The organism is Glutamicibacter sp. HZAU, assembly GCF_004100365.1.
Taxonomy (GTDB): Bacteria; Actinomycetota; Actinomycetes; order Actinomycetales; family Micrococcaceae; genus Glutamicibacter; species Glutamicibacter nicotianae.
The window spans coordinates 533,534-557,617 of sequence record NZ_SCKZ01000001.1; the positions used below are offsets into that span (position 1 = coordinate 533,534).

22 protein-coding genes are annotated in these 24,084 nt (G+C 64.3%); 7 read left to right on the plus strand and 15 right to left on the minus strand.

All coding sequences use genetic code 11. From position 1 onward, the window contains the following. Window positions 1-9: 9 nt before the first annotated feature. The 4 genes from EKH49_RS02465 to EKH49_RS02480 all read left to right on the plus strand — a co-directional run bounded on the left by EKH49_RS02465 (window position 10) and on the right by EKH49_RS02480 (window position 4,560). Entirely contained in the window at window positions 10-2,169 is a 2,160-nt protein-coding gene (locus EKH49_RS02465; protein WP_128469543.1) for a tripartite tricarboxylate transporter permease, read from the plus strand. Window positions 2,170-2,194: 25 nt separating this feature from the next. Then, a complete protein-coding gene (locus EKH49_RS02470; RefSeq protein WP_038992942.1) occupies window positions 2,195-2,572 on the plus strand; it encodes a universal stress protein in 378 nt (125 codons plus the stop codon). 159 nt (window positions 2,573-2,731) lie between these two features. After that, window positions 2,732-3,166, plus strand: a complete 435-nt coding sequence (locus EKH49_RS02475; protein ID WP_128469544.1) for a MarR family winged helix-turn-helix transcriptional regulator — start codon at window positions 2,732-2,734, stop codon at window positions 3,164-3,166. Then, complete coding sequence (locus EKH49_RS02480; protein ID WP_038992940.1) at window positions 3,163-4,560, plus strand: MFS transporter; 1,398 nt, start codon at window positions 3,163-3,165, stop codon at window positions 4,558-4,560. The genes EKH49_RS02475 and EKH49_RS02480 overlap by 4 nt, the downstream gene beginning before the upstream one ends. A 71-nt stretch (window positions 4,561-4,631) precedes the next feature. On the opposite strand, the gene EKH49_RS02485 is transcribed toward EKH49_RS02480, so the two are convergent. The 7 genes from EKH49_RS02485 to EKH49_RS02515 form a co-directional block, all read right to left on the minus strand. Next, the gene (locus EKH49_RS02485; protein WP_128469545.1) at window positions 4,632-4,928 is read right to left on the minus strand and encodes an antibiotic biosynthesis monooxygenase family protein; all 297 of its coding nucleotides are present in this window, start codon (window positions 4,926-4,928) and stop codon (window positions 4,632-4,634) included. A gap of 103 nt (window positions 4,929-5,031) precedes the next feature. Continuing rightward, window positions 5,032-5,562, minus strand: a complete 531-nt coding sequence (locus tag EKH49_RS02490; protein WP_128469546.1) for an ASCH domain-containing protein — start codon at window positions 5,560-5,562, stop codon at window positions 5,032-5,034. A gap of 104 nt (window positions 5,563-5,666) precedes the next feature. Continuing rightward, window positions 5,667-5,981, minus strand: coding sequence for a hypothetical protein (locus tag EKH49_RS02495; RefSeq protein WP_128469547.1), 315 nt, complete (start codon window positions 5,979-5,981; stop codon window positions 5,667-5,669). 254 nt (window positions 5,982-6,235) lie between these two features. Next, entirely contained in the window at window positions 6,236-7,618 is a 1,383-nt protein-coding gene (gene allB, locus EKH49_RS02500) for an allantoinase AllB (protein ID WP_128469548.1), read from the minus strand. A 151-nt stretch (window positions 7,619-7,769) separates the two neighbouring features. After that, window positions 7,770-9,563, minus strand: coding sequence for a glyoxylate carboligase (gene gcl, locus EKH49_RS02505; protein WP_128469598.1), 1,794 nt, complete (start codon window positions 9,561-9,563; stop codon window positions 7,770-7,772). Between the two features lie 318 nt (window positions 9,564-9,881). Then, window positions 9,882-10,793: a 2-hydroxy-3-oxopropionate reductase gene (locus EKH49_RS02510; protein WP_073707054.1), complete on the minus strand. Its 912-nt coding sequence runs from the start codon at window positions 10,791-10,793 to the stop codon at window positions 9,882-9,884. Window positions 10,794-10,817: 24 nt separating this feature from the next. Beyond that, the gene (locus EKH49_RS02515) at window positions 10,818-11,621 is read right to left on the minus strand and encodes a hydroxypyruvate isomerase family protein (protein ID WP_128469549.1); all 804 of its coding nucleotides are present in this window, start codon (window positions 11,619-11,621) and stop codon (window positions 10,818-10,820) included. 364 nt (window positions 11,622-11,985) lie between these two features. Here EKH49_RS02515 and EKH49_RS17035 point away from each other — a divergent pair, with 364 nt between their 5' ends. The 3 genes from EKH49_RS17035 (at window position 11,986) to EKH49_RS02525 (ending at window position 14,541) form a co-directional block, all read left to right on the plus strand. Then, window positions 11,986-12,111 (plus strand): hypothetical protein, encoded by a 126-nt coding sequence (locus EKH49_RS17035; protein ID WP_269088414.1) that lies wholly within the window; start codon window positions 11,986-11,988, stop codon window positions 12,109-12,111. 151 nt (window positions 12,112-12,262) lie between these two features. After that, the gene (locus EKH49_RS02520) at window positions 12,263-13,786 is read left to right on the plus strand and encodes an NCS1 family nucleobase:cation symporter-1 (protein WP_236640992.1); all 1,524 of its coding nucleotides are present in this window, start codon (window positions 12,263-12,265) and stop codon (window positions 13,784-13,786) included. Between the two features lie 8 nt (window positions 13,787-13,794). Further along, window positions 13,795-14,541 (plus strand): aspartate/glutamate racemase family protein, encoded by a 747-nt coding sequence (locus EKH49_RS02525; protein ID WP_128469550.1) that lies wholly within the window; start codon window positions 13,795-13,797, stop codon window positions 14,539-14,541. A 510-nt stretch (window positions 14,542-15,051) separates the two neighbouring features. Here EKH49_RS02525 and EKH49_RS02530 read toward each other — a convergent pair. The 8 genes from EKH49_RS02530 to EKH49_RS02565 all read right to left on the minus strand — a co-directional run bounded on the left by EKH49_RS02530 (window position 15,052) and on the right by EKH49_RS02565 (window position 24,045). Further along, the gene (locus EKH49_RS02530; protein ID WP_128469551.1) at window positions 15,052-16,545 is read right to left on the minus strand and encodes an aldehyde dehydrogenase family protein; all 1,494 of its coding nucleotides are present in this window, start codon (window positions 16,543-16,545) and stop codon (window positions 15,052-15,054) included. Further along, complete coding sequence (locus EKH49_RS02535; RefSeq protein WP_128469552.1) at window positions 16,542-17,210, minus strand: HD domain-containing protein; 669 nt, start codon at window positions 17,208-17,210, stop codon at window positions 16,542-16,544. Before EKH49_RS02535 ends, EKH49_RS02530 begins: the two co-directional genes overlap by 4 nt. A gap of 7 nt (window positions 17,211-17,217) precedes the next feature. After that, window positions 17,218-18,513 (minus strand): NAD(P)/FAD-dependent oxidoreductase, encoded by a 1,296-nt coding sequence (locus EKH49_RS02540; protein ID WP_128469553.1) that lies wholly within the window; start codon window positions 18,511-18,513, stop codon window positions 17,218-17,220. A 2-nt stretch (window positions 18,514-18,515) separates the two neighbouring features. Further along, the gene (locus tag EKH49_RS02545) at window positions 18,516-18,836 is read right to left on the minus strand and encodes a 2Fe-2S iron-sulfur cluster-binding protein (protein ID WP_066143457.1); all 321 of its coding nucleotides are present in this window, start codon (window positions 18,834-18,836) and stop codon (window positions 18,516-18,518) included. Window positions 18,837-18,887: 51 nt separating this feature from the next. After that, on the minus strand, window positions 18,888-19,634 hold the full coding sequence (locus tag EKH49_RS02550) for an SDR family NAD(P)-dependent oxidoreductase (protein ID WP_128469554.1): 747 nt from the start codon (window positions 19,632-19,634) through the stop codon (window positions 18,888-18,890). A 105-nt stretch (window positions 19,635-19,739) separates the two neighbouring features. Continuing rightward, the gene (locus EKH49_RS02555) at window positions 19,740-21,605 is read right to left on the minus strand and encodes a PEP-utilizing enzyme (protein ID WP_128469600.1); all 1,866 of its coding nucleotides are present in this window, start codon (window positions 21,603-21,605) and stop codon (window positions 19,740-19,742) included. Between the two features lie 56 nt (window positions 21,606-21,661). Beyond that, complete coding sequence (locus EKH49_RS02560) at window positions 21,662-22,741, minus strand: PEP/pyruvate-binding domain-containing protein (RefSeq protein WP_128469555.1); 1,080 nt, start codon at window positions 22,739-22,741, stop codon at window positions 21,662-21,664. Window positions 22,742-22,743: 2 nt separating this feature from the next. Further along, window positions 22,744-24,045, minus strand: a complete 1,302-nt coding sequence (locus EKH49_RS02565; protein ID WP_038992926.1) for a cytochrome P450 — start codon at window positions 24,043-24,045, stop codon at window positions 22,744-22,746. Between the last annotated feature and the right edge of the window lie 39 nt (window positions 24,046-24,084).

Consider the following 24,084-nt stretch of genomic DNA (forward strand, 5'->3'; position numbering starts at 1 on the left):
AGGCAAGCAATGCTGGAATCCGCAATGGCCGCATTGGCTTCGCTGGCCGACCCGAGCATGCTGCTCATGCTGCTCATCGGCGTCATCTCGGGACTGGTCATGGGCCTGATCCCCGGCCTGGGCGGCACCGCCGCCGTGGCCATCCTGCTGCCCATCACCTTCGGCATGGACCCGGCCTCGGCGCTGGCCCTGCTGATCGGCGCGCTGGCGGTGGTGCACACCTCGGATACGGTGTCGGCGATCCTGCTCGGCGCCCCGGGCTCCGCCTCGGCCTCGGTGACGATGCTCGATGGCTACGCCATGGCCCGCAAGGGGCAAGCCAAGCGCGCCCTGTCCCTGGCCTTCCTCTCCTCGATGGCCGGCGGGCTGATCGGCGCGGTCGGCCTGACCCTGGCTATCCCGCTGGCCCGCCCGCTGGTCCTGTCCTTCGCCAGCCCTGAGCTGTTCATGCTCACGGTGCTCGGCGTCGCCTTGGCCGCGGTGCTCTCCCGGGGCAACGTGATCAAGGGGCTGACCGCCGGCCTGGCCGGCCTGCTGGTCGGCATGATCGGCACCGCGCCGACCACCGCTGAAGAGCGCTTCACCTTCGGCTCGCTGTTCCTCGGCGACGGGCTGTCGCTGGTGGCAGTGGCGCTGGGCGTCTTCGGCCTGGCCGAGATCGCCTCGCGAGCCAGCCAGCGCCGCGGCGACAAGCAGAGCGTAAAGGTCTCCGGCGGCTGGGGCTCGGGCATCCGCGAGTGGCTGGGGCACTGGTCCCAGGTGCTCCGCGGCGGGCTGATTGGCATCTGGGCCGGCGTGCTGCCGGGCGTGGGCGCCACTGCAGGAACCTGGCTGGCCTACGGCCAGGCGGTGGCTACCGCCAAGGACAAGCGCAAGTTCGGCAAGGGCGACCCGCGTGGCATCGTCGGGCCGGAAAGCGCCAACAACTCGGTGGAAGCCGGCGATCTGATCCCCACCTTCCTGTTCGGCATCCCGGGAGGCGTGCCTTCGGCCATGCTGCTGGGCATGTTGCTGACCTACGGCATCCAGCCGGGCCCGAGCATCATCAACGAGCACCTGGACCTGATGTACATGATCATCTGGGCCTTCGCCATCGCCTCGGTGCTTGGTGCCCTGTTCTGCTTCCTGACCGTGCGTCCGCTCTCCTCGCTGACCAAGGTTCCCTTCGCGGTCCTGGCCGCCGGCCTGGTGGTCATCATGCTCCTGGGTTCCTTCCAGGACGGCGGTCAGCTGGGCGATCTATGGGTCATGGTGCTGCTGGGCGTGGCCGGCTGGGTGCTGAAGTCCACAGGATTCCCGCGTGCTCCTTTCCTCATCGGCTTCGTGCTGGCGATACCGATGGAGCGCTACTACTTCCTGACCGACAGCCTGTACGAGGGCTTCGAGTGGATGCTGCGCCCGGGAACCATGGTGTTCATCGCCGTGCTCGTGCTGCCGATCCTCTGGAACGTCTTCAAGTGGGTCCGTTCCCGCCGCAAGCTCGGCGCCGACGACGATCCGAAGTCGGACAGCGCTCCGGATGCCGAAGCACCGCTGAAGAACTCGGTGTGGTCTCTGGCCGCGGCCGCAGTGCTGCTGCTGGTCTTCGCCGGATCGTTGCTGCTCTCCTCCAGCTACTCCCCGGATGCGAAACTTGTTCCGCAGCTGGTCGGCTGGGTCGGAATTATCATGTCCGGAATCCTCCTGGCGCTGGAACTGCGCACCCGCAAGACGGCGATGGCCGCGGACCGGCAGGTCAACGTATCGGCCGCAGCCTATCTCACCGCACCTGCCGAAGCCGTCCCCGTAGCTGCAGGGCATGCACCATCCGGCACTGCCCAGGCAACGGCTGCGATCCAGCAGCCGGACACCAATCCGGGCACCGGATATCCGGCTGGAACCAGCACAGCGGGCACTGGCCGCAACTCGGCTTGGGGTCCCAAGTGGACCAGCGATGCGTCTTTCGCCTTGCGGACTTTCAGCTGGATGGCTGGGTTCCTTGTGCTCACCTCGCTGGTGGGATACCTGGCAGCCATCTCGGTCTTCGTTCCGGCCTTCCTGCTCATCGTGGCCCGAGCAAAGCTGAAGACCACGATGATCTACACGGTGGTGTTCTTCATCCTGATGCTGGCCCTGCCGTCATTGCTTCCCATCGACCTGCCACAGGGCCTGCTGGCCAACTGGCTCTGATTCCGAGATCCATTAGGAGAACACCATGGCAATCATCGCCTGCTACAGCGACACCCCCGCGGGCCGCTTGGCCATACGGCGCGGGCTGGCCGAGGCCCACAAGGCACAGGACCGGTTGCTGATCGCGAACCTGGACAAGGAGCCGATCACCGAGCAGCATCTGGGCATCGACCTCGATGCCCTGCTGGATCTCGGGGTTCCACTGCAGATCCTGCCGCAGGACGGCCCGGTCCACGACGCTGCCGATTTCGTCCTCCAGGCAGAGCAGGAGCATTCCGCCGCATTGATCGTCCTCGGGCTGCGCAAGCGCTCGCGCGTAGGCAAGCTGCTCATGGGCAGCATCGCCCAACGCATCCTGATCGAGGCCGACTGCCCGGTGCTTGCAGTGAAGGCGAAAGACTAGTCCTTCGCTTCGCCAACAGAATCAACCAACGCAATCCCCGCCCGCATTTTCAACAGATGCAGGCGGGGATTGTGTTTGCGGTCCACCATCCATGGGCGGTGCCCTATCTCACGAATAGTTTCACAAGACGCTTGTACAAGTTAATTGTATTCTGCACCTATGGAATTTGAGCAAGAGTCGTCAGACCTTCCAGAGCAGATGTATGAAGCGTTGTCGCCGCTGCTGAGCCTGATACGCACAGCCCGGTCCATTTCCCCGGGCAAGCTGGGCATTTTGCACACCCTGGCCACCGAAGGCCGGGCAAGTGCCGCCCGGATGCGGCACGCCATCGGGGTCAGCCAGCAAGCCATCTCGCTGACCACCAAGGAGTTGGAAGGCCTCGGGCTGATTGAGCGGCACCGGGATGAAGCCGACCGGCGCAAGCTCTGGTTCAAGCTCACCGATGCTGGCCGGCAAAAGCTGGAGCATGAAATCCAGCTGGGCCAGAGGGCGTTGATGCAAGCCATCGGCGAGAACCTGAGCGATGAAGAGATTTCCCTGATCCGTGCCGCCTTGCCTGCACTGAAGAAGATCAACACGGCGGTCCGCCCATGAATCGCACCGCAACCGCCCGAAATCCGCTGGTGCCGACGCTGGTCTTTGCCGCGCTCGCCACTGCCATCGTCTCCTCGCTGGGCATGCTGCTGGTCCCCTCGATTTCCCAGCGCTTCGACGTCGACGTTGCCACCGCCCAGTGGATGCTCACCGTGAATCTCCTGGCCGGCGCCGTGGCAACACCCATCATGGGACGACTCAGCGATGGACCGCATAAGAAGCGGCTGCTGCTCGCTTCGCTTGCAACCATGTTCGTCGGCTCGGTCATGGCGGCGGCCGCGCCAACCTTCGGGGTATTTCTTGCCGGACGCGTGCTCCAGGGCCTGTCCTACGGCATTGTCCCTGTCACCATCGCCATTGCCCGGCGCTACGTGCCTCCCGAGCACGCGCAGAACACCATCTCTACCCTGTCGGTGACCGTTGCCTCCGGAATCGGCATCGGCTATCCGCTGACCGGCATCATCGCCGGCATTTTCGACTACTCCTTCGCCTTCTGGTTTGGTGCGGTATTCGTGCTGGCCACCATCTTCGTTGTATGGAAAGTCGTCCCCTCGGGCCCCGATGGCCGCGCAGAGCAGCACCCCTTCGACTTCGCCGGCTCCTGCTTGCTGGCGGTGGGGCTCGGTTCCCTGCTGCTGACCATATCCGAGGGACCCAAATGGGGTTGGGTCTCTGGGACCACCCTCGCACTGGCCGCTTTTTCAATCATCGTGCTTGCCCTTTGGGTACGGGTGGAAATCCGCCTGGACCACCCTTTGATCAACCTTCGCACACTGAAGCAGGGCGAAGTCCTCCTGGCCAATATCTCGGCCATCGCCCTGGGCGCGGCACTGTATATCGCCATGTCCGTCTCGTCACTGGTAGCCCAAGCGGATACCGCAACAGGATACGGGCTGAGCCTCCCGGTCTTCTGGGCAGGATTTGTGATCTTCCCGCTCTCGGTAGGCAGCTTGGCCGCCAACCGCACGGTTCGGGTATTGGCAAAGCGCGTTGGCATGCAGGTCATGCTTCCCATTGGGGCGATCATCATGGCAGCTGCTGGAACCATGCTCTGGCTGCTCCATGCGGAGCTCTGGGAGATCTTGCTGAGCATGTTGGTCTTCGGCATCGGCATGGGCGCAAGCTACGCGGCGATGCCGGCATTGATTGCCCGCAGCGTGGCGACCCAGGAACTGGGCAGCTCCGTAAGCTTCAACCAGGTGCTGCGTACCGTGGGCTCTTCCTTCGGCACGGCGATTTCCGCGGCAATCATCGCCACCCACCCGGGACTCAACGGCGAGGCCAGTCCCGAAAGCATCAACATGACTTTCCTGCTCGGTGCCCTGCTGTGCATCGGACTCGGCGTGGCACTGCTGGCCGATTCCGCACGGCGCCAGGAAAAGTGGAAAAGATAGTCGCCGATCCTGGACGCAGAAAACGCCCCGATACCGCAATGGCATCGAGACGTTTCTGGATTCGGGAGTGCCTAAAGTTCTACGATCTCGAATTCCAGCAGTTCAGTGCTGGTGGCCACCGGCTTCTTGGCATCGTTGCCGGCATGCGCCGCATCCGCGCGCTGCGCGCGCCAGTTCTCGAAGTCCTCGCGGGTGGCCCACTGGGTGTACACGAAGTACTTGTCTCCACCGTTGACCGGACGCAGCAGCTTGAACCCCTCGAAGCCCGGCGAAGAATCTACCGAATGCTTGCGAGCGGCGAAACGCTTCTCCAGTTCCGGTCCGGCTTCGCCGGGAACCGATAGGGCATTGATGACGACAATCGACATGTTCAACCTTTCGTGACCGGGTTTCGACGATAGGGAAACCCTCTGCTTCCACCCTACGCCTGCGCATTCTTCACCGCAGGCCGGCGTGACGAACTTGGTCCGGCTAGTCGGCATGCTCCATGGGCCAGCAAAGTTCAAAGCGTTCCAGGACCAGCTCTCCGCCGGGTTGGAGCGTGTCTTCAGGTTTCCAATCGACACCAATTGATTTTTGCGTACGGCGCCAGAATTTCTCATGTTCTGCGCGCCAGTATTCCAACGAGAGATCACCTTCGCCCTCAGCTGCGGCAAACTGGGCATCCACGTCGAAGAACGATGCGCGCTGGACGGACAGCACGCGCAAGATTGCTCGCGGCTGACCGTCGCCGTCGCAAACGATGCAGTGGTCTTCAGGCTGCGGGACGCGTTCGTTGTAGTAGGCGTAGTCGCTAGCCAGAGATGAAGTCGCCCGCTTGGTTCCGTGCAGCATTTCGTGCAGCAGCTCATCGGCAAGCGCAGGATTATCCCCGAACGATTCGGCTACATGATGTGGCGCATCAGCCAGCGGAATCCCCTTGCTCCCCAGATACTCGGACCACATCTTCTGGGCAGCTTCAGCATTGACAGGAGGCAAGTCAGGAACGGAATTTTCTGTCATGCTTTGATCCTAACCGCGGACAGCATCCAGCGTGACGATGAACTGGCCGTCGCCAATCCCGCCGTTGGCTAACCACCGCGTTGCGGCAGGCCGGACCGCTGGCGTCATTTGCCATCCTCGAAACTGCGTTTCAAGGTTTCCGGCCGACGCAGATCCCCGAGGGTTGAGAGCACATCCAGCCGCGGTGCCCGGTGCTGCTTACTCTTGCTGCCGGGGCAAGTGAAACCAGCTGGCGGGGCAACTCCGATACGCTTGGCGTTCTTCAACTGGCGACGCCATTGGACATAGGTCTTGATGCCGAAGGCCAGCAACACTGCCAAGACCACGAGGCCGAGGACTACCGAAGCTTGAACAACCTCGCCCAAGGACAGGTCCTCGACTTCCTGGGTCAGCACCGATGCAACAGTAATCGTGTCCATACCCAATTCCTGTATCTAGAGTTGCGTCTGCTTCATCCCCACGTGGCTGCCAGTCTATGGGCTGCGTTGTTGGAATGGGCCAGGACACGGCAATCGATATGCGTTTGTTACGGATTTCCCACACGCCCGGCAAGCACGCGATGAATACGTGCCAAACACCGGTGTTGCGTCGCGCCTGATCGACTAGGAATTCCCCGCAAAAAAGGCTTCGGCATCCTGCCCTTTTGCAGGATGCCGAAGCCTTTTCCCGGTGCCTAGTGCTCGCGGCGGATCAGCTGGCCGGATGGGGTCTGGAAGTCCACATCATTGCCGGCGATGATCGCGCGGCGTACCACGCCGTGCAGGGTCTTGCCCTGGTACGGGGAAATCGGGTTCTTGTGGTGCAGCTTCTCCACGTCCACCGCGAAGGTGTCTTCCGGAGCGAAGATCGCGAAGTCCGCATCCTTGCCCTCCTCGATGCTGCCCTTGGCGCCCAGGCCAGCCAACTTGGACGGGTTGACGCCCATCCACTGCACAACCTGTTCCAGCTTCAGTCCGCGCTGCTTTGCTTCGCTCCAGATCAGTGGCAGGCCCAGCTGCAACGACGCCACGCCGCCCCAAGCCACGCCGAAGTCGCCGTTCTCCACGTCCTTCAGATCGATAGTCGATGGCGAGTGGTCCGAAACGATGCAGTCGATAACGCCTTCCTCCAGGCCCTTCCAGAGCAGCTCGCGGTTGTCATTCTCGCGGATCGGCGGGCAGCACTTGAAGGCGGTGGCCCCGTCGGGGATGTCCTCCGACAGCAAGGTCAGGTAGTGCGGGCAGGTTTCCACGGTGAGCTTCACGCCCTCGGCTTTCGCCTGGCGGATCATTTCCAGCGCATCCGAGCTGGACAGGTGCAGCACGTGGGCGCGCACCCCGGTCGTGCGGGCACGTTCGATCACCTGGGCGATGGCGGTGTTCTCGGCATCGCGCGGGCGCGAATCCAGGAATCCGGCGTACTTGCCGCCTACCGGCTGCGGGGAGTTGTCGATGATCTCGGCGTCCTCGGCGTGCACGATCATCAGCGAGTCGAAGGAGGCCAGTTCGGCCATGTCCTCTTCCATCTCGTCAACGCTCAGGGACGGGAACTCGTCCACTCCCGAGTGCAGCAGGAAGCACTTGAAGCCGAAGACCCCTGCTTCGTGCAGCTCGCGCAGGTCCTTCTTGTTGCCCGGGATGGCGCCGCCCCAGAAGCCGACATTCACGTAGGCGTTCTTGCCAGCGGCCTCGCGCTTGATCTCCAGCGCTTCGAGGTTCACCGTGGGCGGGATGGAATTCAGCGGCATATCCACAATGGTGGTCACGCCACCGGCGGCCGCGGCCTTGGTGGCCGATTCGAAGCCTTCCCATTCGGTGCGCCCTGGCTCGTTCACGTGCACATGGGTATCAACGAGCCCGGGCAGCAGCACCTCGTCGGCGGCCACCTCGATCACGCGGGTACCGGACAGACCGGTGCCGTAGGGCTCAACGGAGATAATTTTCCCATCGCGCACGCCGATTTCGCGCGGCGCGATGTCCTGCCCGGCCAGCACTTGCTGCCCGCGCAGCACCAGGTCATAGGTGGTTCCGGTGGTGTCTGGGGTCGATGCGCGTCCGACAGCTTCCTTGATGCTCATGAGGCGTTCCTACTCGTTGATAGCTCAGGTTGATTGGTGCTCGGCAGCTCTATGCCAAGTCTAGATTGTTGTGGCGCGGGGCACACCCGAAATGGTGAACCGGTGCCCCGCGCCCAACGTTGCGGGGTGCAGGTCAGCGACGACTTCCCTTTCAGGCACCCACTGCGGCCGAGGCTGCCAGCGGCACCAACGCGGTTGGCGCATCGGCGGCATCCAGGGCCAGGCCTTCGAATTCATTGACAGCATCCAGCTGCGCGCCCATGGCGATGTTGGTGACCTTTTCCAGGATCACTTCCACCACGACCGGTACCTGGTGCTCTTCGGCCAGCGCATTGGCCTGCGCGAATCCGCCTGCCAGCTGGCTCGGGTCCTCGATGCGCACTGCCTTGCAGCCCAGGCCTTCGGCGACCTTCACATGGTCCACGCCGTAGCCGTTGGTTTCCGGGGAGTTGATGTTGTCGAAGCCCAGCGACACGTGGTAATCCATTTCGAAGGCCCGCTGGGACTGGCGGATCAGGCCCAGGTAGGAGTTGTTGACCACCACATGCACGTACGGCAGCTTGAACTGCGCACCGACTGCCAGCTCCTCGATCATGAACTGGAAGTCGTAGTCGCCGGAGAGGGCCACGACCTTCTCGCCCGGCTTGCCGCGCACCACGCCCAGGGCCGCCGGTCCGGTCCAGCCCAGCGGGCCGGCCTGGCCGGCATTGATCCACTTGCGCGGGCCGTAGACGTGCAGCATCTGCGCGCCGGCGATCTGACTCAGGCCGATGGTGGACACGTAGGTGGTGTCCTGGCCGAAGGCGGCGTTCATTTCCTGGTAGACGCGCTGCGGCTTGATCGGGATGTTCTCGAAGTTGGTCTTGCGGTGGCCGGTGGACTTGCGGGTGGTGGCCTCATCGGCCCAGGCCGAGTAGTCCGGCAGGGTGCCGGCGGCCTTGCGCTCGCGCACCACTTCCAGGATGGCGTCGATGGCGGCACCGGCATCCGAGGTGATCCCCAGGTCCGGGGAGAAGACGCGGCCGATTTGCGTGGGCTCGATGTCCACGTGGATGAACTTGCGTCCTGCCCGGTAGGTGTCCAGATCTCCGGTGTGGCGGTTGGCCCAGCGGTTGCCCAGGCCCAGCACCACGTCGGATTCTAGGAAGGTGGCGTTGCCGTACTTGGTGTGGGTCTGGATGCCCACCATGCCCGACTGCAGTCGGTGGTCATCAGGGATGGCGCCCCAGCCCATCAGGGTCGGCGAGACCGGGATGTTCAGCTCTTCGGCCAGCTCGACCAGCTTGTCGCTCGCGTTGGCGTTGATCACTCCGCCGCCGGCGATGATGATCGGCTTCTTGCCGCCGAGCAGCAAATCCACCATCTTCTCGGCCTGGCCGCGGGTGGCTTGCGGCTTGGATGGCGCCAAGGGCTCGTAGGCGTCGATGTCGAAGTCGATCTCGGCCATCTGCACGTTGATCGGCAGGTCGATCAGCGCCGGACCGGGACGGCCCGAGCGCATGATCTGGAAGGCCTTGGCGAAGGTGCCCGGCACCAGGCCCGGCTCCAAGATGGTGGAGGCGTACTTGGTGACCGGCTTGGCGATGGACTCTATGTCCACTGCCTGGAAGTCCTCCTTGTGCAGCACGCTGGTGGGCGCCTGTCCGGTGATGCACAGCATCGGGATCGAATCGGCGATCGCGGCGTACAGGCCGGTGATCATGTCGGTGCCGGCCGGGCCGGAGGTGCCCAGGCACAGCCCGATCTTGCCGGTGGCCCGCGAGTAGCCGTCGGCCGCGTGGCTGGCGCCCTCGACGTGGCGGTGCAGGGTGTGGCGGATGCCGCCGTGGGCCTTCATGGCCGAGTACAGCGGGTTGATGGCGGCGCCGGGCAGGCCGAAGGCCTCGGTGGCGCCCTCCTTCTGCAGGATCTGTACGATGGCATCTACCGCGCGCATCTTTGGCATTTCAGTCACGTCCTTAGGAGCACCGGCAAGGGTGCAGGTGGGTTGCTTGGAAGAAAGCTTGGAAGACAGATAAGGAAACCTGCGGCGGGGCGGAAAGGTGCATGAGTCACCACAACGCCGTTTCCTTGAGCATCGGATGCCGGCAATGAACTGGAACAAAGCCCATTGCGCGGCGGACCTGGCCTGGGCTGGCAGCTTGCCGTGTCATCAAGCGGCCTGCATCAGCCGGGCCCGCAATTGCGCGGCCGGCATCCGAGGAAGCGGAGATACCTTGGCCTCCCCGCCGCAGGAAGTCAGTGTGCCCTGGGGTGGTATTCCCTAGGCAGGAACCGGGGCCTCGACCTTGCCGGCCAGGCGCTGCACTCCGCGGAACAGCCCGGAGTGGTCCAGTGCACCGTCGCCGCTTGCGACGGTGGAGGTGACCAGCTGGGCCACCAGTGCACCCAGCGGAAGCACTACGCCGGCTTCGCGGGCGGCGGAGGTCACGATGCCCATGTCCTTGTTGTGCAGGGCCAGGCGGAAGCCCGGGGTGAATTCGCGGTCCAGGATCTTCTGGGCCTTCTGGTCGAGCACCTTGGAGCCGGCCAGGCCTCCGCCGAGCACCTTGACGGCGGCGTCGGTGTCCACGCCGTAGGCTTCGAGGAACAGCACCGCTTCGCTCAGCGCCTGGATGTTGGCGGCGACGATCAGCTGGTTGGCCGCCTTGACGGTCTGGCCCGAGCCCGAGGGGCCCACCAGCACGATGGTCTTGCCCACTGCTTCCAGTACCGGCTTGGCGGCGTCGAAGTCCGCCTGCTCGCCGCCGACCATGATGGACAGCACGCCCTCGATGGCTCCTGCTTCGCCGCCGGAGACCGGGGCATCCAGCGGGCGCAGGCCTGCTTCGCGGGCGGCGTCCGAGAGCTGCACTGCGACATCCGGGCGGATCGAGGAGTTGTCGATCCACAGGGCGCCGGGCTTCGCGTTGGCGAAGACGCCTTCGGCGCCGAGGGTGACGTCCTGGACATCCGGGGAGTCCGGGACCATGGTGATGATGACGTCGGCGTCGGCCACTGCTTGCGCGATCGATGCGGCCTTGGTGCCGCCAGCGGCGGCCAGCTCATTGCCGGCCTTGTCACTGCGGTTGTAGCCGGTGACGTTGTAGCCGGCGTTGACGAGGTTCTTTGCCATCGGCAAGCCCATGATTCCCAGTCCGATGAAGGCGATGTTCTGCGACATGTGATTCTCCAAAAAGTCTTGTGCGAAAGGTGTTCTCTAGGCGGTTGCGCTGCTGCTGGCGGTCTGCAGCCAGTCGAAGGCGGTGGCGGCGTCCTGCTTGTATTCCAAGGCGACATTGCCGGCGTAGCCCAGCTCGCGCGAGCGGGCGATCCAGTCCAGCAGCGGCAGGTTTCCGGTGCCCGGAGCTCCGCGGCCTGGCGCGTCGGCGATCTGGATGTGGCCGAAGTCCTTGGCATGCGCTTCGATGACGGCTGGCACATCATCGCCGTTGACCGAAAGATGGTAGAAGTCGGCCAGCAGCGCGATGCTGCTTTCGCCCTGCGCCTTGACGGCGTCGACGACAGCGAGCGCCTGGGCCGCGGTCTTCAGCGGGTAGGCCTCGGTGCCGGAGACCGGCTCGATCAGCACGGTGCCGCCCACTTTGGCCACGCCCTGGGCCGCGGCCACCAGGTTTTCCAAGGCCAGCGCATCCTGGGCCGCCGGGTCGGCACCCTCGATGCGGTTGCCGTACAGGGCGTTGAAGGCCTTGCAGCCGGTGGCTTCGGCGATGGCCACTACGGCATCAATGTTGTCCTTGAATTCGGCTTCGCGTCCCAGCCAGGAAACCAGGCCGCGGTCGCCTGCCGGCATGTCGCCGGCGAAGAAGTTCAGGCCGTCCAGCTGGACGCCGGCGTTGGCCAGCGAAGCGACGAATTCGTCGACCTGCTTATCGGAAGGCGCTGCTTCGTTGAATGGCCACCAGAATTCGACGCTGTCGAAACCTGCCTGCTTGGCGGCATCCGCGCGCTGCAGCAGTGGCAACTCGGTGAGGAGGATCGAGCAGTTCAGAGTGTAGGACACTGGATTTCCCTTCAAGAACACCTTCCATGAATTCCGCTTTATGGAAGTTAGCTTTTGCTTTATGAAAACTCTAGAACGAGACGCCGATCACTGTCAAGAAGGTTTCCCGGCAATTTGCCGACTCTCCCGAAGGCTGCCTAAATACCTGTCTTCATGGGGTTAGTGTGGACGACAGAGCTAAGCATGCAGGCAAAGAACTGTTCACCTGCAGTTTCCCGGAATGGAATAGAAAGCTCCAGAATGCGAGAGAAATACCGCTTTGCGAAATTATCATTTTCTATTGCGGTAATGTGATCCAGCGCATACAGTGGTGGGTACTCACCTGGCACATATCTCGGAGTGACTTCCTAGCTCAGGAGCAGCCATGCTTTATCCATCGTGCTTCGCGCACACCGCACTGCGGCTCGCCGCAGCGCCGCGCCCGGCCATGCCGCTTCTCGGCTCGCCGGCCGAGTTCTACGTTAATTTCGGACAGCCGATCTACCCGTAAGCGGGCCCGCCTCGCTGCCCTGCGTCCCCGCACGGCAGGCACGGGCCGTTGCACCCAACGCGCCGCTTCCCCAGATCTGTCATTTTCCCTGCAGCAGTACGCCCTAATGCGCCCTGCCCGGATACATGACCCTTTGACAAGGATGTCCATCATGTCGCAAAAGACTCCTGAAATGGTGCCCGTGGACGCACCGCAGGAAAACCCGCCCGCCATCGACCGGGCCAATCCCTTCGAGCTGAGCGCTTCGCTGTACAACCAGGACCTGGCACCAACCACCCGCAAGGGACGCACCTGGAACTCCTACAGCATCTTCACCCTGTGGGCCAACGACGTGCACTCGCTGGGCAACTACACCTTCGCCATCGGGCTCTTCGCATTGGGCATGAGCGGCTGGCAGATCCTCGGCGCGCTGGGCATCGGAGCGGTTCTGCTCTTCGCGCTGCTGAACTTCTCCGGGTTCATGGGCGAGAAGACCGGCGTCCCCTTCCCGGTGATGAGCCGCATCGCCTTCGGCATCACCGGAGCCCAGGTCCCGGCGCTGCTGCGCGGTGCCGTGGCCATCGCCTGGTTCGGCATCCAGACCTACCTCGCCGCCCAGGTCCTCTCGGTCATGGTGATCGCGGTGGCACCGGGCTCCGCGGCACTGGAGCAAACCAGCTTCCTCGGACTCAATGCGCTCGGTTGGATCTGCTTCGTGGTGCTCTGGGCCGTGCAGCTGGTCATCGTCAGCTACGGCATGGAAATGATCCGCAAGTACGAGGCCTTCGCCGGCCCGGTCATCCTGGTCACCTTCCTGGGCCTGGCCATCTGGATGCTGCTTGAATCCGGTTTCAACGTCTCGATGAGCACCGGCGAGCCGAAGTCCGGCATCGAGATGTGGACCTCGATGTTCGGCGCGGCAGCCCTGTGGGTTTCGATCTACGGCACCTTCGTGCTGAACTTCTGCGACTTCACCCGCGGCGCATCCTCCAAGAAGGCCATCGTCAAGGGCAATTTCTTCGGCATTCCGCTGAACATGCTGTTCTTCGGCGCCATCGTGGTGGTGCTCACCGGCACGCAGTTCTCCATCAACGGCCAGGTCATCACCTCGCCATCGGATATCGTCGGGGCCATCCCGAACACCGTGCTGCTGCTGCTGGCCTCCGCCGCCCTGCTGGTGCTGACCATCGCGGTGAACCTGATGGCCAACTTCGTGGCACCGACCTACGCGCTGACCAACCTGTTCCCGAAGAAGCTGAACTTCCGCGCCGCCGCATTGATCTCCGGAGTCATCGGCCTGGTCATCCTGCCCTGGAACCTGTACAACTCCCCCGAGATCATCAACTACTTCCTCGGCGGCCTGGGCGCGCTGCTCGGCCCGCTGTTCGGCATCATCATGGCCGACTACTGGCTGATCCGCAAAGCCCGGATCAACGTCATGGACCTGTACCGCTCGGATGCCGATGGCGCCTACTACTTCACCCGCGGCGTGAACTACCGGGCCGTCGGAGCACTGGTGATCAGCTCGGTCATCGCACTGGTGCTGGCCTTCGTTCCCGCCCTGCACGTTGTTGGCCCGTTCGCCTGGTTCCTGGGTTCGGGCGCCGGCGCCCTGGCCTACCTGGCCCTGGCCAAGCGCCAGCACGATTTGGCAGACATCGATGGCGAGCCGATCGCCGTGGCACCAACCCACTAGGACTACTCATGCGCATTCTGATCCTGAACGTCAATACCACGCAATCCATGACCCGCGCCATCGGGGATTCCGCCCGGCAGGTCGCCTCGCCAGGCACGGAAATCGTCGAACTGACCCCGGACTTCGGGGCCGATTCCTGCGAAGGCAATTTCGAAAGCTATCTGGCCGCCATCGCCGTAATGGACAAGGTCATCCGCTACACCGAGCCTTTCGACGCGGTCATCCAGGCGGGCTACGGGGAGCACGGCCGCGAGGGCCTGCAGGAGCTGCTGGATGTCCCGGTTGTGGACATCACCGAAGCCGCTGCCTCCACCGCCCAGTTCCTGGGCCACAAGTATTCGGTGGTCACCACGCTGGACCGCACGGTGCCGCTGATCGAGGACCGGCTGAAGCTGGCCGGCCTGACCGACCGGCTGGCCTCGGTGCGTGCCAGCGGGCTGGGCGTGCTGGAATTGGAATCCGATCCGCAGCGTGCGGTGGCGGCGATTGTCGAGCAGTCCCGCCAAGCGGTGGAGCAGGACAAGGCCGAGGTGATCTGCCTGGGCTGCGGTGGCATGGCCGAGCTGGAGGAACAGGTGCGCCTGGCCACCGGCGTGCCGATTGTCGATGGCGTGCGTGCAGGGGTCACCATCGCGGAATCGCTGGTCCGGATGGGGCTGAGCACCTCGAAGGTACGCACCTACGCCCCTCCGCGGCCCAAGTCCGTGACCGGCTTTCCGATGGTCCCGGCGGCTGCCGGTTCGGCGGGCTTCTGAATGCCAAGTTAAATGGCAGGCCCAGCCCAGAGAGTTCACAGCCAGCCGTTCTAGAGTAATAAGTACCTCATGAAGGTGCGAGTGATGACAAAAGGAAACCCCGGCGCTACGGCGTCGGGGTTTCCTTGATTCCATGGCTATTCCATAACCCCGGGCAGCTCGCGGCCACGAAGTAGCCTCTGCATCTTGCAAGCTGGAGACGCGCCTGCCCGCACCGCAAAAGTCATCCAGCCGTCACGCTCCAACGCCGTTCCGACATGTTCTGGACAGCAAGTTGCCCCGGCACTTCCGTACCGGGGCAACCTGCTGCCGGCCAAGGGCCAGGAGAATTCAGGAACCTTCGGCGCAGCCATGTTCTGCGCGAAGAACTCGGACAATTCTTCACGGGCAGACAGGGGCAGCAACCTGGACTACATACATGACCGGGCAGACGACCACTTGGGCACCGGCACGGGCGATTCCGCGCTCGATGAGGATGTCCTGCTGCCATGCTTCCTATTCGTGTTTTTGCTAGCGGACCTCGCGGTGAATCGACTTGTAGCTCAGGTACGCAGAAAGCCCCTCGGGACCGTATTCGGCGCCTAAGCCCGAGTCGTGCCGGCCGCCAAATGGCGCCGCGTGATTCGATGCGAAGAAGTTGATGCCCACGCTGCCCGAATCGATTTGGTCAGCGACCTGCACCGCATGCTGCTCATCGGCGCTGAAGACCAAGCCGCCCAAGCCGAATTCGGTGTTGTTCGCCAGGGCGATGCCTTCGGCTTCGTCCTGGTACTTGAGCACGGTGATCACCGGTCCGAAGATTTCCTCGCGGGAAATCCGCATGTCCGGGGTGACGTCGGCAAAGACGGTTGGCTCGATGAAATAGCCTCCGGCCAGCTTGCCCTCCATCGTGGCCTTGCGTCCACCGGTGACCGCCTGCGCACCTTCGGCATGGCCTGCCTCAAGGTAGCCGAGCACTGTCTCGAACTGGCTCTTGTTGGCCGAGGGGCCGAACACCGTGTCCGGCTTCAGCGGGTCCCCTTGGATTCCGCCGGAGATCGTTGCACGCACCGCCTCGACGACCTCGCCATAGCGCTGCGCCGGAGCCAGGATCCGGGTGGAGATGTAGCAGGTCTGCCCGGTATTGCGCATGCACGAGCGGATCAGCCGCGAGCTGAGCACGTCCAGGTCCGCATCCGGCAGCACCAGCGCACTGGACTTGCCTCCCAGTTCCAAGGTGACCGGCCGAAGCAGCTCACCGCAGGCCGCGGCAATCTTGCGCCCCACCGGGGTGGACCCGGTGAAGGCCACCTTGGAGACCAGCGGATGGCGGACCAGTTCATCTCCCATCCGGCCCGGCCCGGTGACCAGGTTCGCCACGCCTGCCGGCACCCCGGCGGCAGCCATCGCATCCATGATGATGCGGAAGGACAGCGGTGTGGGCGACGCCGGTTTCATCACCACGGTGCACCCGGCCAGCAAGGCCGGGGCCAGCTTGATCACCATCAGGTTGATCGGGAAGTTCCACGGAGCAATCAGCGCGCAGACCCCAACCGGGTCGCGGCGCACCAGGGACTCCCCTGCCCCGTTCGGGAAGGGCCGCAGGTCCTCGTTTTCCAGCATCGGTGCCAGCGAGGCGAAGTAGCGGAAGATGCCAGCGGCATTGGCCGCCGCTCCACCGGTTTCGGAGACCGGGGAGCCGTTCTCCAAGGTATTGGTCAGCGAGAGCTCGGTGGACCGGGCTTCGACTTCCTCGGCGATGCGCAGCAGCAGCGCCGCACGGTCCGACGGCGAATAGCTTCGCCACTGCTCGCCGTGGAAGGCTGAGTGCGCGGCTCCCACCGCGCGCTCGACATCCCGGGTATTGCCTGCCGGCACCGAACCCCAGACTTTCCCGGTAGCCGGGTCGGTGACCTCGATGCGTTCGGTTCCGGCGGAGCGGACCCACTGGCCGTCAATGAAATGCGTGTCGACGTGGCGGTACGGGATCGCCAGCTGCTCGCGCGTGGTTGCGGCCGTAATCATCGCAGCACCTTCGTGCGCAGCAGCGAACGGGAACGGGCCAGGTCGGCGGTTGCCATGGCGACCGCAGCCTCGGTGATCAGCTCCGGGATGATCTCGGTTTCCAGCCGGTCGGTGTAGGTGCTCGGGTCCTGGCCGAACCAGCCCGAAGCCAGCGCAATGCCCGCCTGGTCGAAGCGCCACAGCCGATCCGCGTCGCGCATCAGCGCGTCCTCCAGCGAATACGCCTCGGCACGGGTGTCATGCCCGTCGATGATCGCGCAGACCGCCTCGACGAATTCTGCGTCATAGCCCAGCGGCGGCAGCACGCGCCTGGCCACTGCGCAGCCCTCCTGCTCATGCTGGAAGCGGATATCTGCCTTGCGCCAGTCCCCGCGGAAGCCGTCGGAGATGATCTTGTCCTCATCCACGTGGGCCCAGCCGGTGTCGTGCAGCAAGGTGGAGACCAGCACCAGGGTGCGGTCCGCGTCCGGGTAGGCGTCGCACAGGCGGCGGGCGAAGGACAGGGAAATCGGCAGGTGGATGTCGTTGCCGCGGGCCCGGGTTTCGGGTTCCACTGCGGCCCAGATCGCATCCAGCTCGCCGTCGAGGTGCTCATCGAGCGCAATCGGCGAGGTGTTGATGGTGCCCTGCGCTGGCAGTGGCCGGGTGTCATTCAAAGTAGTCATGATGTCCTCAGGCAATCAGGGTCTTGAGTTGGACGGCAGGATCGGCGCTGGCCTGCGGGTCAATGTTCTTCCCGGCGGCCAAAGCCTGCTTCACTGCCATGAAATCCAGCGGCGCGTTCACGCAGTCGGCGGCGATGATCCGGCCGTCGCGGTAGTACAGCACGGTGAATTTGCCCTTCTCCGGGACTTCGCGCTTCACGGTGGAGTCGAAGCCCAGGGAAAGGCCGGCGATCTGCAGCTTCATGTCGGCCTGGTTGGACCAGAACCACGGGATGCCGGCGTAGGCTTCGCGCTGGCCCATCAGGGCGTAGGCTGCCACCTTGGCGTGCTCCACGGCGTTGTTCACCGACTCCAAACGGATGCGTTCGCCCTCGGGCGCTGAGGGGACCGGGTTGGGCATGTTCGCCACGTCGCCGACCACCAGGGTATGGCCATCCGAGGCCAGGGCCGCGTGATCGACAACGATGCCGTTCTCGATGTCCAGGCCGAGCTTCTCGCCGAGTTCGGTGTTCGGGATGACACCGATGCCGACCAGCACGATTTGCGCGTCGATCACCTCTCCGGTTTCCAGCTCGACGGCGCTCACCTGGCCGTCGGCGCCATGGATCTTGCGCACCCGGGCTTCCAGATGGATGTCGAGCCCGCGTTCGCGGTGCTTGCGCAGGAAGTAGCCGCTGGTGTCTTCGCCGACCGCACGGCCGACCAGGCGCGGGCCGTATTCCAGCACGGTGACCTTCTTGCCCATGGCCTGCAGCGAACTGGCCGCTTCCAGTCCGATGAATCCGCCGCCGATGACCACCACATCGGTAGCATTCGGGGCCAGGTCCTTCAGATGCAGGGCGTCATCGGCGTTGCGCAGGTACACCACGCCGTGCAGGTCGCTGCCTTCAGCCTCGAAGCGGCGGGGGCGGGCGCCGACCGCCAGCGCGAGGCGGGTGTAGGGGTAGCGGGTGCCGGAGCTGCCCACGGCAACCCCGGAGCCATCCGGGTTGGAGTCGATGTCCTGAATGCGTTCGCCCTTGACCAGGGTGACGTTGTGCTCGTCCCAGTAGTCGTTGGAACGGAAGATCAGCGACTCGCTGCCGATCTTGTCCTGCAGGAATTCCTTGGACAGCGCCGGGCGCTGGTAAGGGCGGTGGTCCTCGTCCCCGAGCAGCGTGATGTGCTCGGTGTAGCCCAGTGCGCGCAGCGAGATCGCCAGCTGGACGCCGGACTGGGATGCGCCGATGATCAGCAGGCCGGTGGCGGTGTGCGCCGCCGGGGCCGGGGCGCCGGCGGTGGAGACTGCGGTGGCGGTGTTCATGGCTATACCTGCGTTTCCGGGGTGGTGACGTTGATGCTCTGCCCTTCGCACAGCTTGATCTGGCAGGACAGGCGCGAGTTCTCTTCGCGGTCTACCGCGGTGCCGTAGAGCATCTCGTCTTCCATTTCGCTCATCGGCTCCAGCGATTCCAGATCGCTGTCGGCAACGAAGACGTGGCAGGTCGCGCACGACAGCGAACCGCCGCATTCGCCGACGATGCCTTCGACACCGTTGCGCACAGCGGTTTCCATCACCGAATCGCCGGTGTTGGCCTCCACGCTGCGTGCGTTGCCTTCGAAATCGGTGAAATTGACTGTCGCCATGATGATCACTCCTCTTTAAGTGATTGAAGTCTTGTGGGTTGAAGCGTGTTGTCAGATGAATTGGCGTCCGCCGTCGACGACGAGGGTCTGCCCGGTGATGAAGGATGAGTCCTGGCCGGCCAGGAAGAGCGCGGCGCCGACGATGTCGGCCGGCTGGCTGGCCCGCTTCAGCGCTCCGCGGTCCACGCCGTAGCTGGCGGCGTCTTCCATCAGCCCCAGGCTGGCCTCGGTGAGGGTGAATCCCGGGGCGATGGTGTTCACGGTGATCTCCCGCCGTCCCAGTTCCTTGGCCATCACCCGGCTCAGGGCGATCACCCCGCCCTTGGAGGCCACGTAGTGGGCCCACTGCTCGGAGCCGGAGTAGACGGTGGCGCTGGCCAGGTTGATCACCCGGGATCCGGCGGCCAAGAACGGGGAGGCCGCGCGGGTGACCATCCATGGTCCCTTGAGGTTCACTCCCATGACCTTGTCCCATTCGCCGGGGTCGATGTCCTCGAACAGCGAGCGGGTCACGGTGGCGTAGATCGCCGCGTTGTTGATCAGCACGTCGATGCGTCCGCCGGCGAATTCCGCGGCGCCGGCCGCCATCTTGTCGGTGGATTGCGGGTCGGTGACATTCACTTCGAAGGCCTGCGCCTGCCCGCCGGCCTCGCGGACCAGCTGCACGGTTTGCTCGGTGCCTGCCAGATCGATGTCGGCGGCGGCTACCTGGTAGCCGCGTTCGGCAAACCCGAGGGCGAAGGCCCGGCCCAGTCCGCCGGCGGCCCCGGTGATCAGCACCGTAGGTGAGCTGCTCATGGATCGTGCCTTTCGTCAGTTGGAAAATCTTGGGATGGTGCCGGCCCCTTGGGGGGAAGGGCCGGCACCCGGGGTGTTCCCGGCGTTGGGGGCGCCGGGAAGGCCTTAGCCGTGCTGGTGCGAATGCGCGCCTGGCCCGGTGAGCACGGGGCTGTCCACCAGGATTTCCACGGTTCCCTTGCCGCCGTCCACCCGCAGGCGGTCGCCGGTCTTGATGGTGGTCGAGGCGCTGCCGGTACCGGTGACCGCAGGCAGGTCGTACTCGCGGCAGACGATCGCCGCGTGCGACATCATGCCGCCGATATCGGTCACCGTGGCCTTGATCTTGCCAAAGATCGGGCCCCAGCTCGGCGCGGTGATCGGCGCCACCAGGATTTCGCCCGGCTGGATCTGGCCCAGCTCGTCGGCGTGCATGACCACTCGTGCCACGCCCTCGACGGTGCCTGGCGAGGCGGCCATGCCCTTGAGCACGTTCTCCTGGGCGTCCTCGTCATTGCCCAGCCAGGACTGCACCTGTTCGGTGGTGATGCCCCACAGCATGCGGGTGAATGGCTCGGTGATCGATTCCGGCGGGGTGTTCAGCGCCGGGGCCGGGCGCGCGGTCTTCAGCGCGTCGACGATCTGCCGGCGCTTGGCGATCTTCTTGGGCAGGGCCACCGCGGCGATCGGCTCGCCGGCCCCGATGCCGAAGGAGGTGACCAGGTCGAAGAGCACGTCGCGCACCTCGTTGCGGCCCAGGTAGAGCAGGTCCTCTGGATCCTCGAAGACCCCTGCATCGGCCAGCATGCGCGACAGCTCGCGGACCTTGCGCCAGAAGACGCCCATGGTCCAGTGCTCGATGTAGAAGTTGTGGTTCTCCACGTACGGGTAGGCGGTGGCTGCCAGCGCGCGCTTGGCCTCGAAGACCTGTGCGGTCTCGCCGTCGAGCAGGTCGGCGTATTCCTCGACGATGCGTTCCTTCTCCGCGATCAGCTTCTCGGTGGGACGCAGGATCTGCGCGCCTTCCTCGACGCGGCGGATGTAGTCGGCGATGAAGCCCAGCGGGATTTCCGGGTGCTCATTCCAGTACTTGTCGTGGCCGTAGAAGCCGTTGCCGATGGTGAAGTTGAACCATGGCTCGTGGGCTTCTTCCCACTGCGCGATCCAGCGCTCTCCGCCGGGTGCGGCGGCGATGGCGGCCAAGGTGGCGGCCGGGTCGTCGGTGTTGGAGAAGAGCTCGGACAGCTTGAGCTCGACTGCCAGCAGCGCCAGCGCCTTGAGCTCGTCGTCCGGGCGGAAGAGTTCCATGTCCACGCCCTGCACCATGGTGGCGATGGACTGGTCAGGGATGTTGGGGAACACTTCCTTGCAGAAGTTGAAGAAGTCCAGGTAGGCGATGTAGCCCAGGTTCAGGAATTCGAAGTGGTACTGCCAGTTCTGGTAGGTCAGCGAGATCAGCTTGTCGTAGTTCTCCAGCAGGACCTGCGAGCCGTCCTTGCCCACGCCGTTCTCGATGTCCTCGAAGGGAACGATTTCCGGCAGCGGGTCGAAGCGCAGCGCTTCCATGTCCGCGATGGTGCCCTTGACCTTGGTGTGCCAGGCAGCCAGCTTGTTCTCCCAGTCGCCGAAGTAGTGGCCGATGCGTGCTTCGAATTCAGGGACGCGTGCGGCGATCTGCTCGTCGGGCACCGGGATCGGGGACATGTACAGGTAGCCCAGGTGGATGCGGAAGTCGATGCCGTTGGCGTTCGGGATCATCAGGTGGCGGGCGTTGTACTGGCCCAGGCACTTGACCGCGAATTCGCCGCCAATGGTCTCGAAGGGCTTGAAGACCGTTGGCCAGTGCTGTGAGTCGCAGAACCAGAACTTGGCGTCTTCCTGCTCCTTGAGCTCGTCTTGGAACACCAGGTAGTACGGGTAGATCTCTTCCCATCCTTCGGCACCTGCTGGCACCGGCAAATCGGATGGCTTGGGGAACGACTTCATTGTCATGGTCATGCACCCTTTCAAGGGGTAAGGGAAGGCTCGGGTGGGAATTGCGATGCGTGCTAGCCGCTGATCTTGGTCAGCGATGCGGTGATGGATCCGAATCCAAGGGATGAGGAGTAGCCGGTGCTCTTGGGCTTGGCTTCCGTGGTCTTGGCCGAATGGACCGTTTCCGGACGGGCCTGCAGAAGCAGCAGGTTTTCGCCCTCGGGCAGGTCGGCGTCGATGGCCCATTCGATATCCTGCGGCGCCTTGTAGTGCTTCTCGGCGCGCTTGGCCAGCTGGGCCACGGCTGCCAGTTCGGTATCGGACAGGCAGCGCACGGTGCGCCGTGCTTCCTCCACGTCGCGTTCCACCAGGGTGTTGGTTGCCGCGTCGGGGACCATCTCGGCATGCTTGTCGCCGATATGCTCGTGGATCACTGCCAGGGTGACCTTGTCCAGCTGGATGTTATCCGGGGTGACAGTTCCCGAGACCACCATTTCGCCCACGCCCCAGGAGGCGTCCACGGTGATCTTGGAGCGGTCGCCGTTGGTGGGGTCCAGGGTCATGGCCACGCCTGCACTCTTGGCGTTGACCATCTTCTGCACGACTACCGCCATGCACAAGCCTTCGTCGGGGATCTGGTTCTTGATCCGGTAGATGATCGCACGGGTGGTGTACAGCGAGGCGAAGCAGGCGCGGATATGTTCTGCCACCTCCCGGTAGCCGTTGAGCCAGAGGTAGGTGTCCTGCTGGCCGGCGAAGGAGGCGTCGGGCAGGTCCTCCGCGGTGGCCGAGGAACGCACCGCCAGCGGCACCTCGCTCTCGAAGCGGGACTGCAGCTGCGCGTAGGCCTCCCTCGTCGCGTTGCCCAGCTCTTCGGGGACCGGACGGGAGATGATCATTTCGCGGATGGCCGCGCTGGCGGCGTCAGCGGCCTGCACGTCCTCCGGGTCCAGTCCCTTGAGCTGCTCGGCGATCTCTTCGGAGAGGCCCGAGTGCATGAAGGTGCGGAATGCTTCGGTGTTGACCACGAATCCCGGGGGAACCGGCATGCCGGCTGCGGTCATGGTGACCAGGGAGGCGCCCTTGCCGCCCAGCGAGTCGAGGGTCGGTTCCTTGCCGCCGTCGAAGAACTCAATGAATTCGTTGTTGCTCATCTCTAGGCCTCTTTCAGCGAATCGGCATCCGCGTTCAGCGTGACGTTCACGAAATCGGGGACGCGGAAGGAAATGTTCTTGCGGAAGGTGATGGCATCGCCATCCACCAGTTGGAGGTTCGGCAGCGCGCTGGCCAGTTCCTCCAGCGCGATCTTCGCCTGCAGCTTGGCGAGCATATTGCCCAGGCAGTAGTGGATGCCGAAGCCGAAGGACAGGTGGTCGCGGGCGTTGGCGCGGGTGATGTCGAAGTCCTCGCCGTTCTCGAAGCGGGATTCGTCGCGGTTGGCCGATCCCATCAGCAGCAATAGTTCTGCACCCTGGGGGATCTGCACGCCGGCGATCTCGGTGTCCTTCAGCGCCTTGCGGCGCCAGCCGACAATGGAGCCGGAATAGCGCAGCACTTCGTCGATGGCCTTGGGGATCTGCTTGGGCTCGGCAACCAGCGCGTCCCAGGCGTCGCGGTGCTCAAGCAGCACGCGCACGCAGTTGGAGATCAGCGTGGTGGTGGTCTCGTGGCCTGCGAACAGCAGCGAGTAGAGCAGCGAGGCGATCTCGTGATCGGTGATCTCCGCACCTTCGTTCTGCGCCTTGACCAGGTCGGCAGTCAGGCTGTCGCCTTCCGTTGCGTGGGCTTCGGCGACCAGCTTCTGGCATTCGTCCCAGTATTCGACCAGGTTGTGGGCGTGCGGGATCTGCTCTTCATCGCTGAGGTCGCCCCAGGTCATGGCCGCACGGGAATCGCTCCAGCGCTTGTAGGTGTCGACCTTGGAGATGTCGGCGCCGATCAGGGTCACGATGGTGATGGTCGGCAGCGAGTAGGCCAGGTCCGCCACGATTTCCGCATGCCCGTCGCCGCGGGCGAGCATCTGCTCGATGGCGCTGCGCACGTTCTCGCGGATCATCGGCTCCAGCGCCTTGAAGCGGCGCGGGGTGAAGGCCTTCTGCGCAATCGCGCGGATGCGGGTGTGCTCCGGCGGGCGGCGGGCGGACAGGCCGGAGTAGGTGGTGAATCCGCCGTCATTCATGATCTTGGTGGCCTGCGGGCCGCGCTTGCGGACAGGAGCCTGCGCGTTCTCCGAGGAGAAGGTCTCCCAGTCTTCGAAGACCGCCTTCACGTCGTCATAGCGGGTGAGCACGTACAGGCCGGTTCGCTCGTCGAACATGACCGGCTGCTCGCTGCGCATCTTCGCGTAGGACGGGAAGGGGTTCTCCATTGCAAACGGCTCGTACCCGTGATGGCCGGCCGGCGCTTCGGCGCCGAAGCCCATTGGGCATCCGCCCGAGATGGCTGGGGTGCTCGTCATGGAACTGCTCCTTGGGAAATCGATGGGGCACGGTGTGCT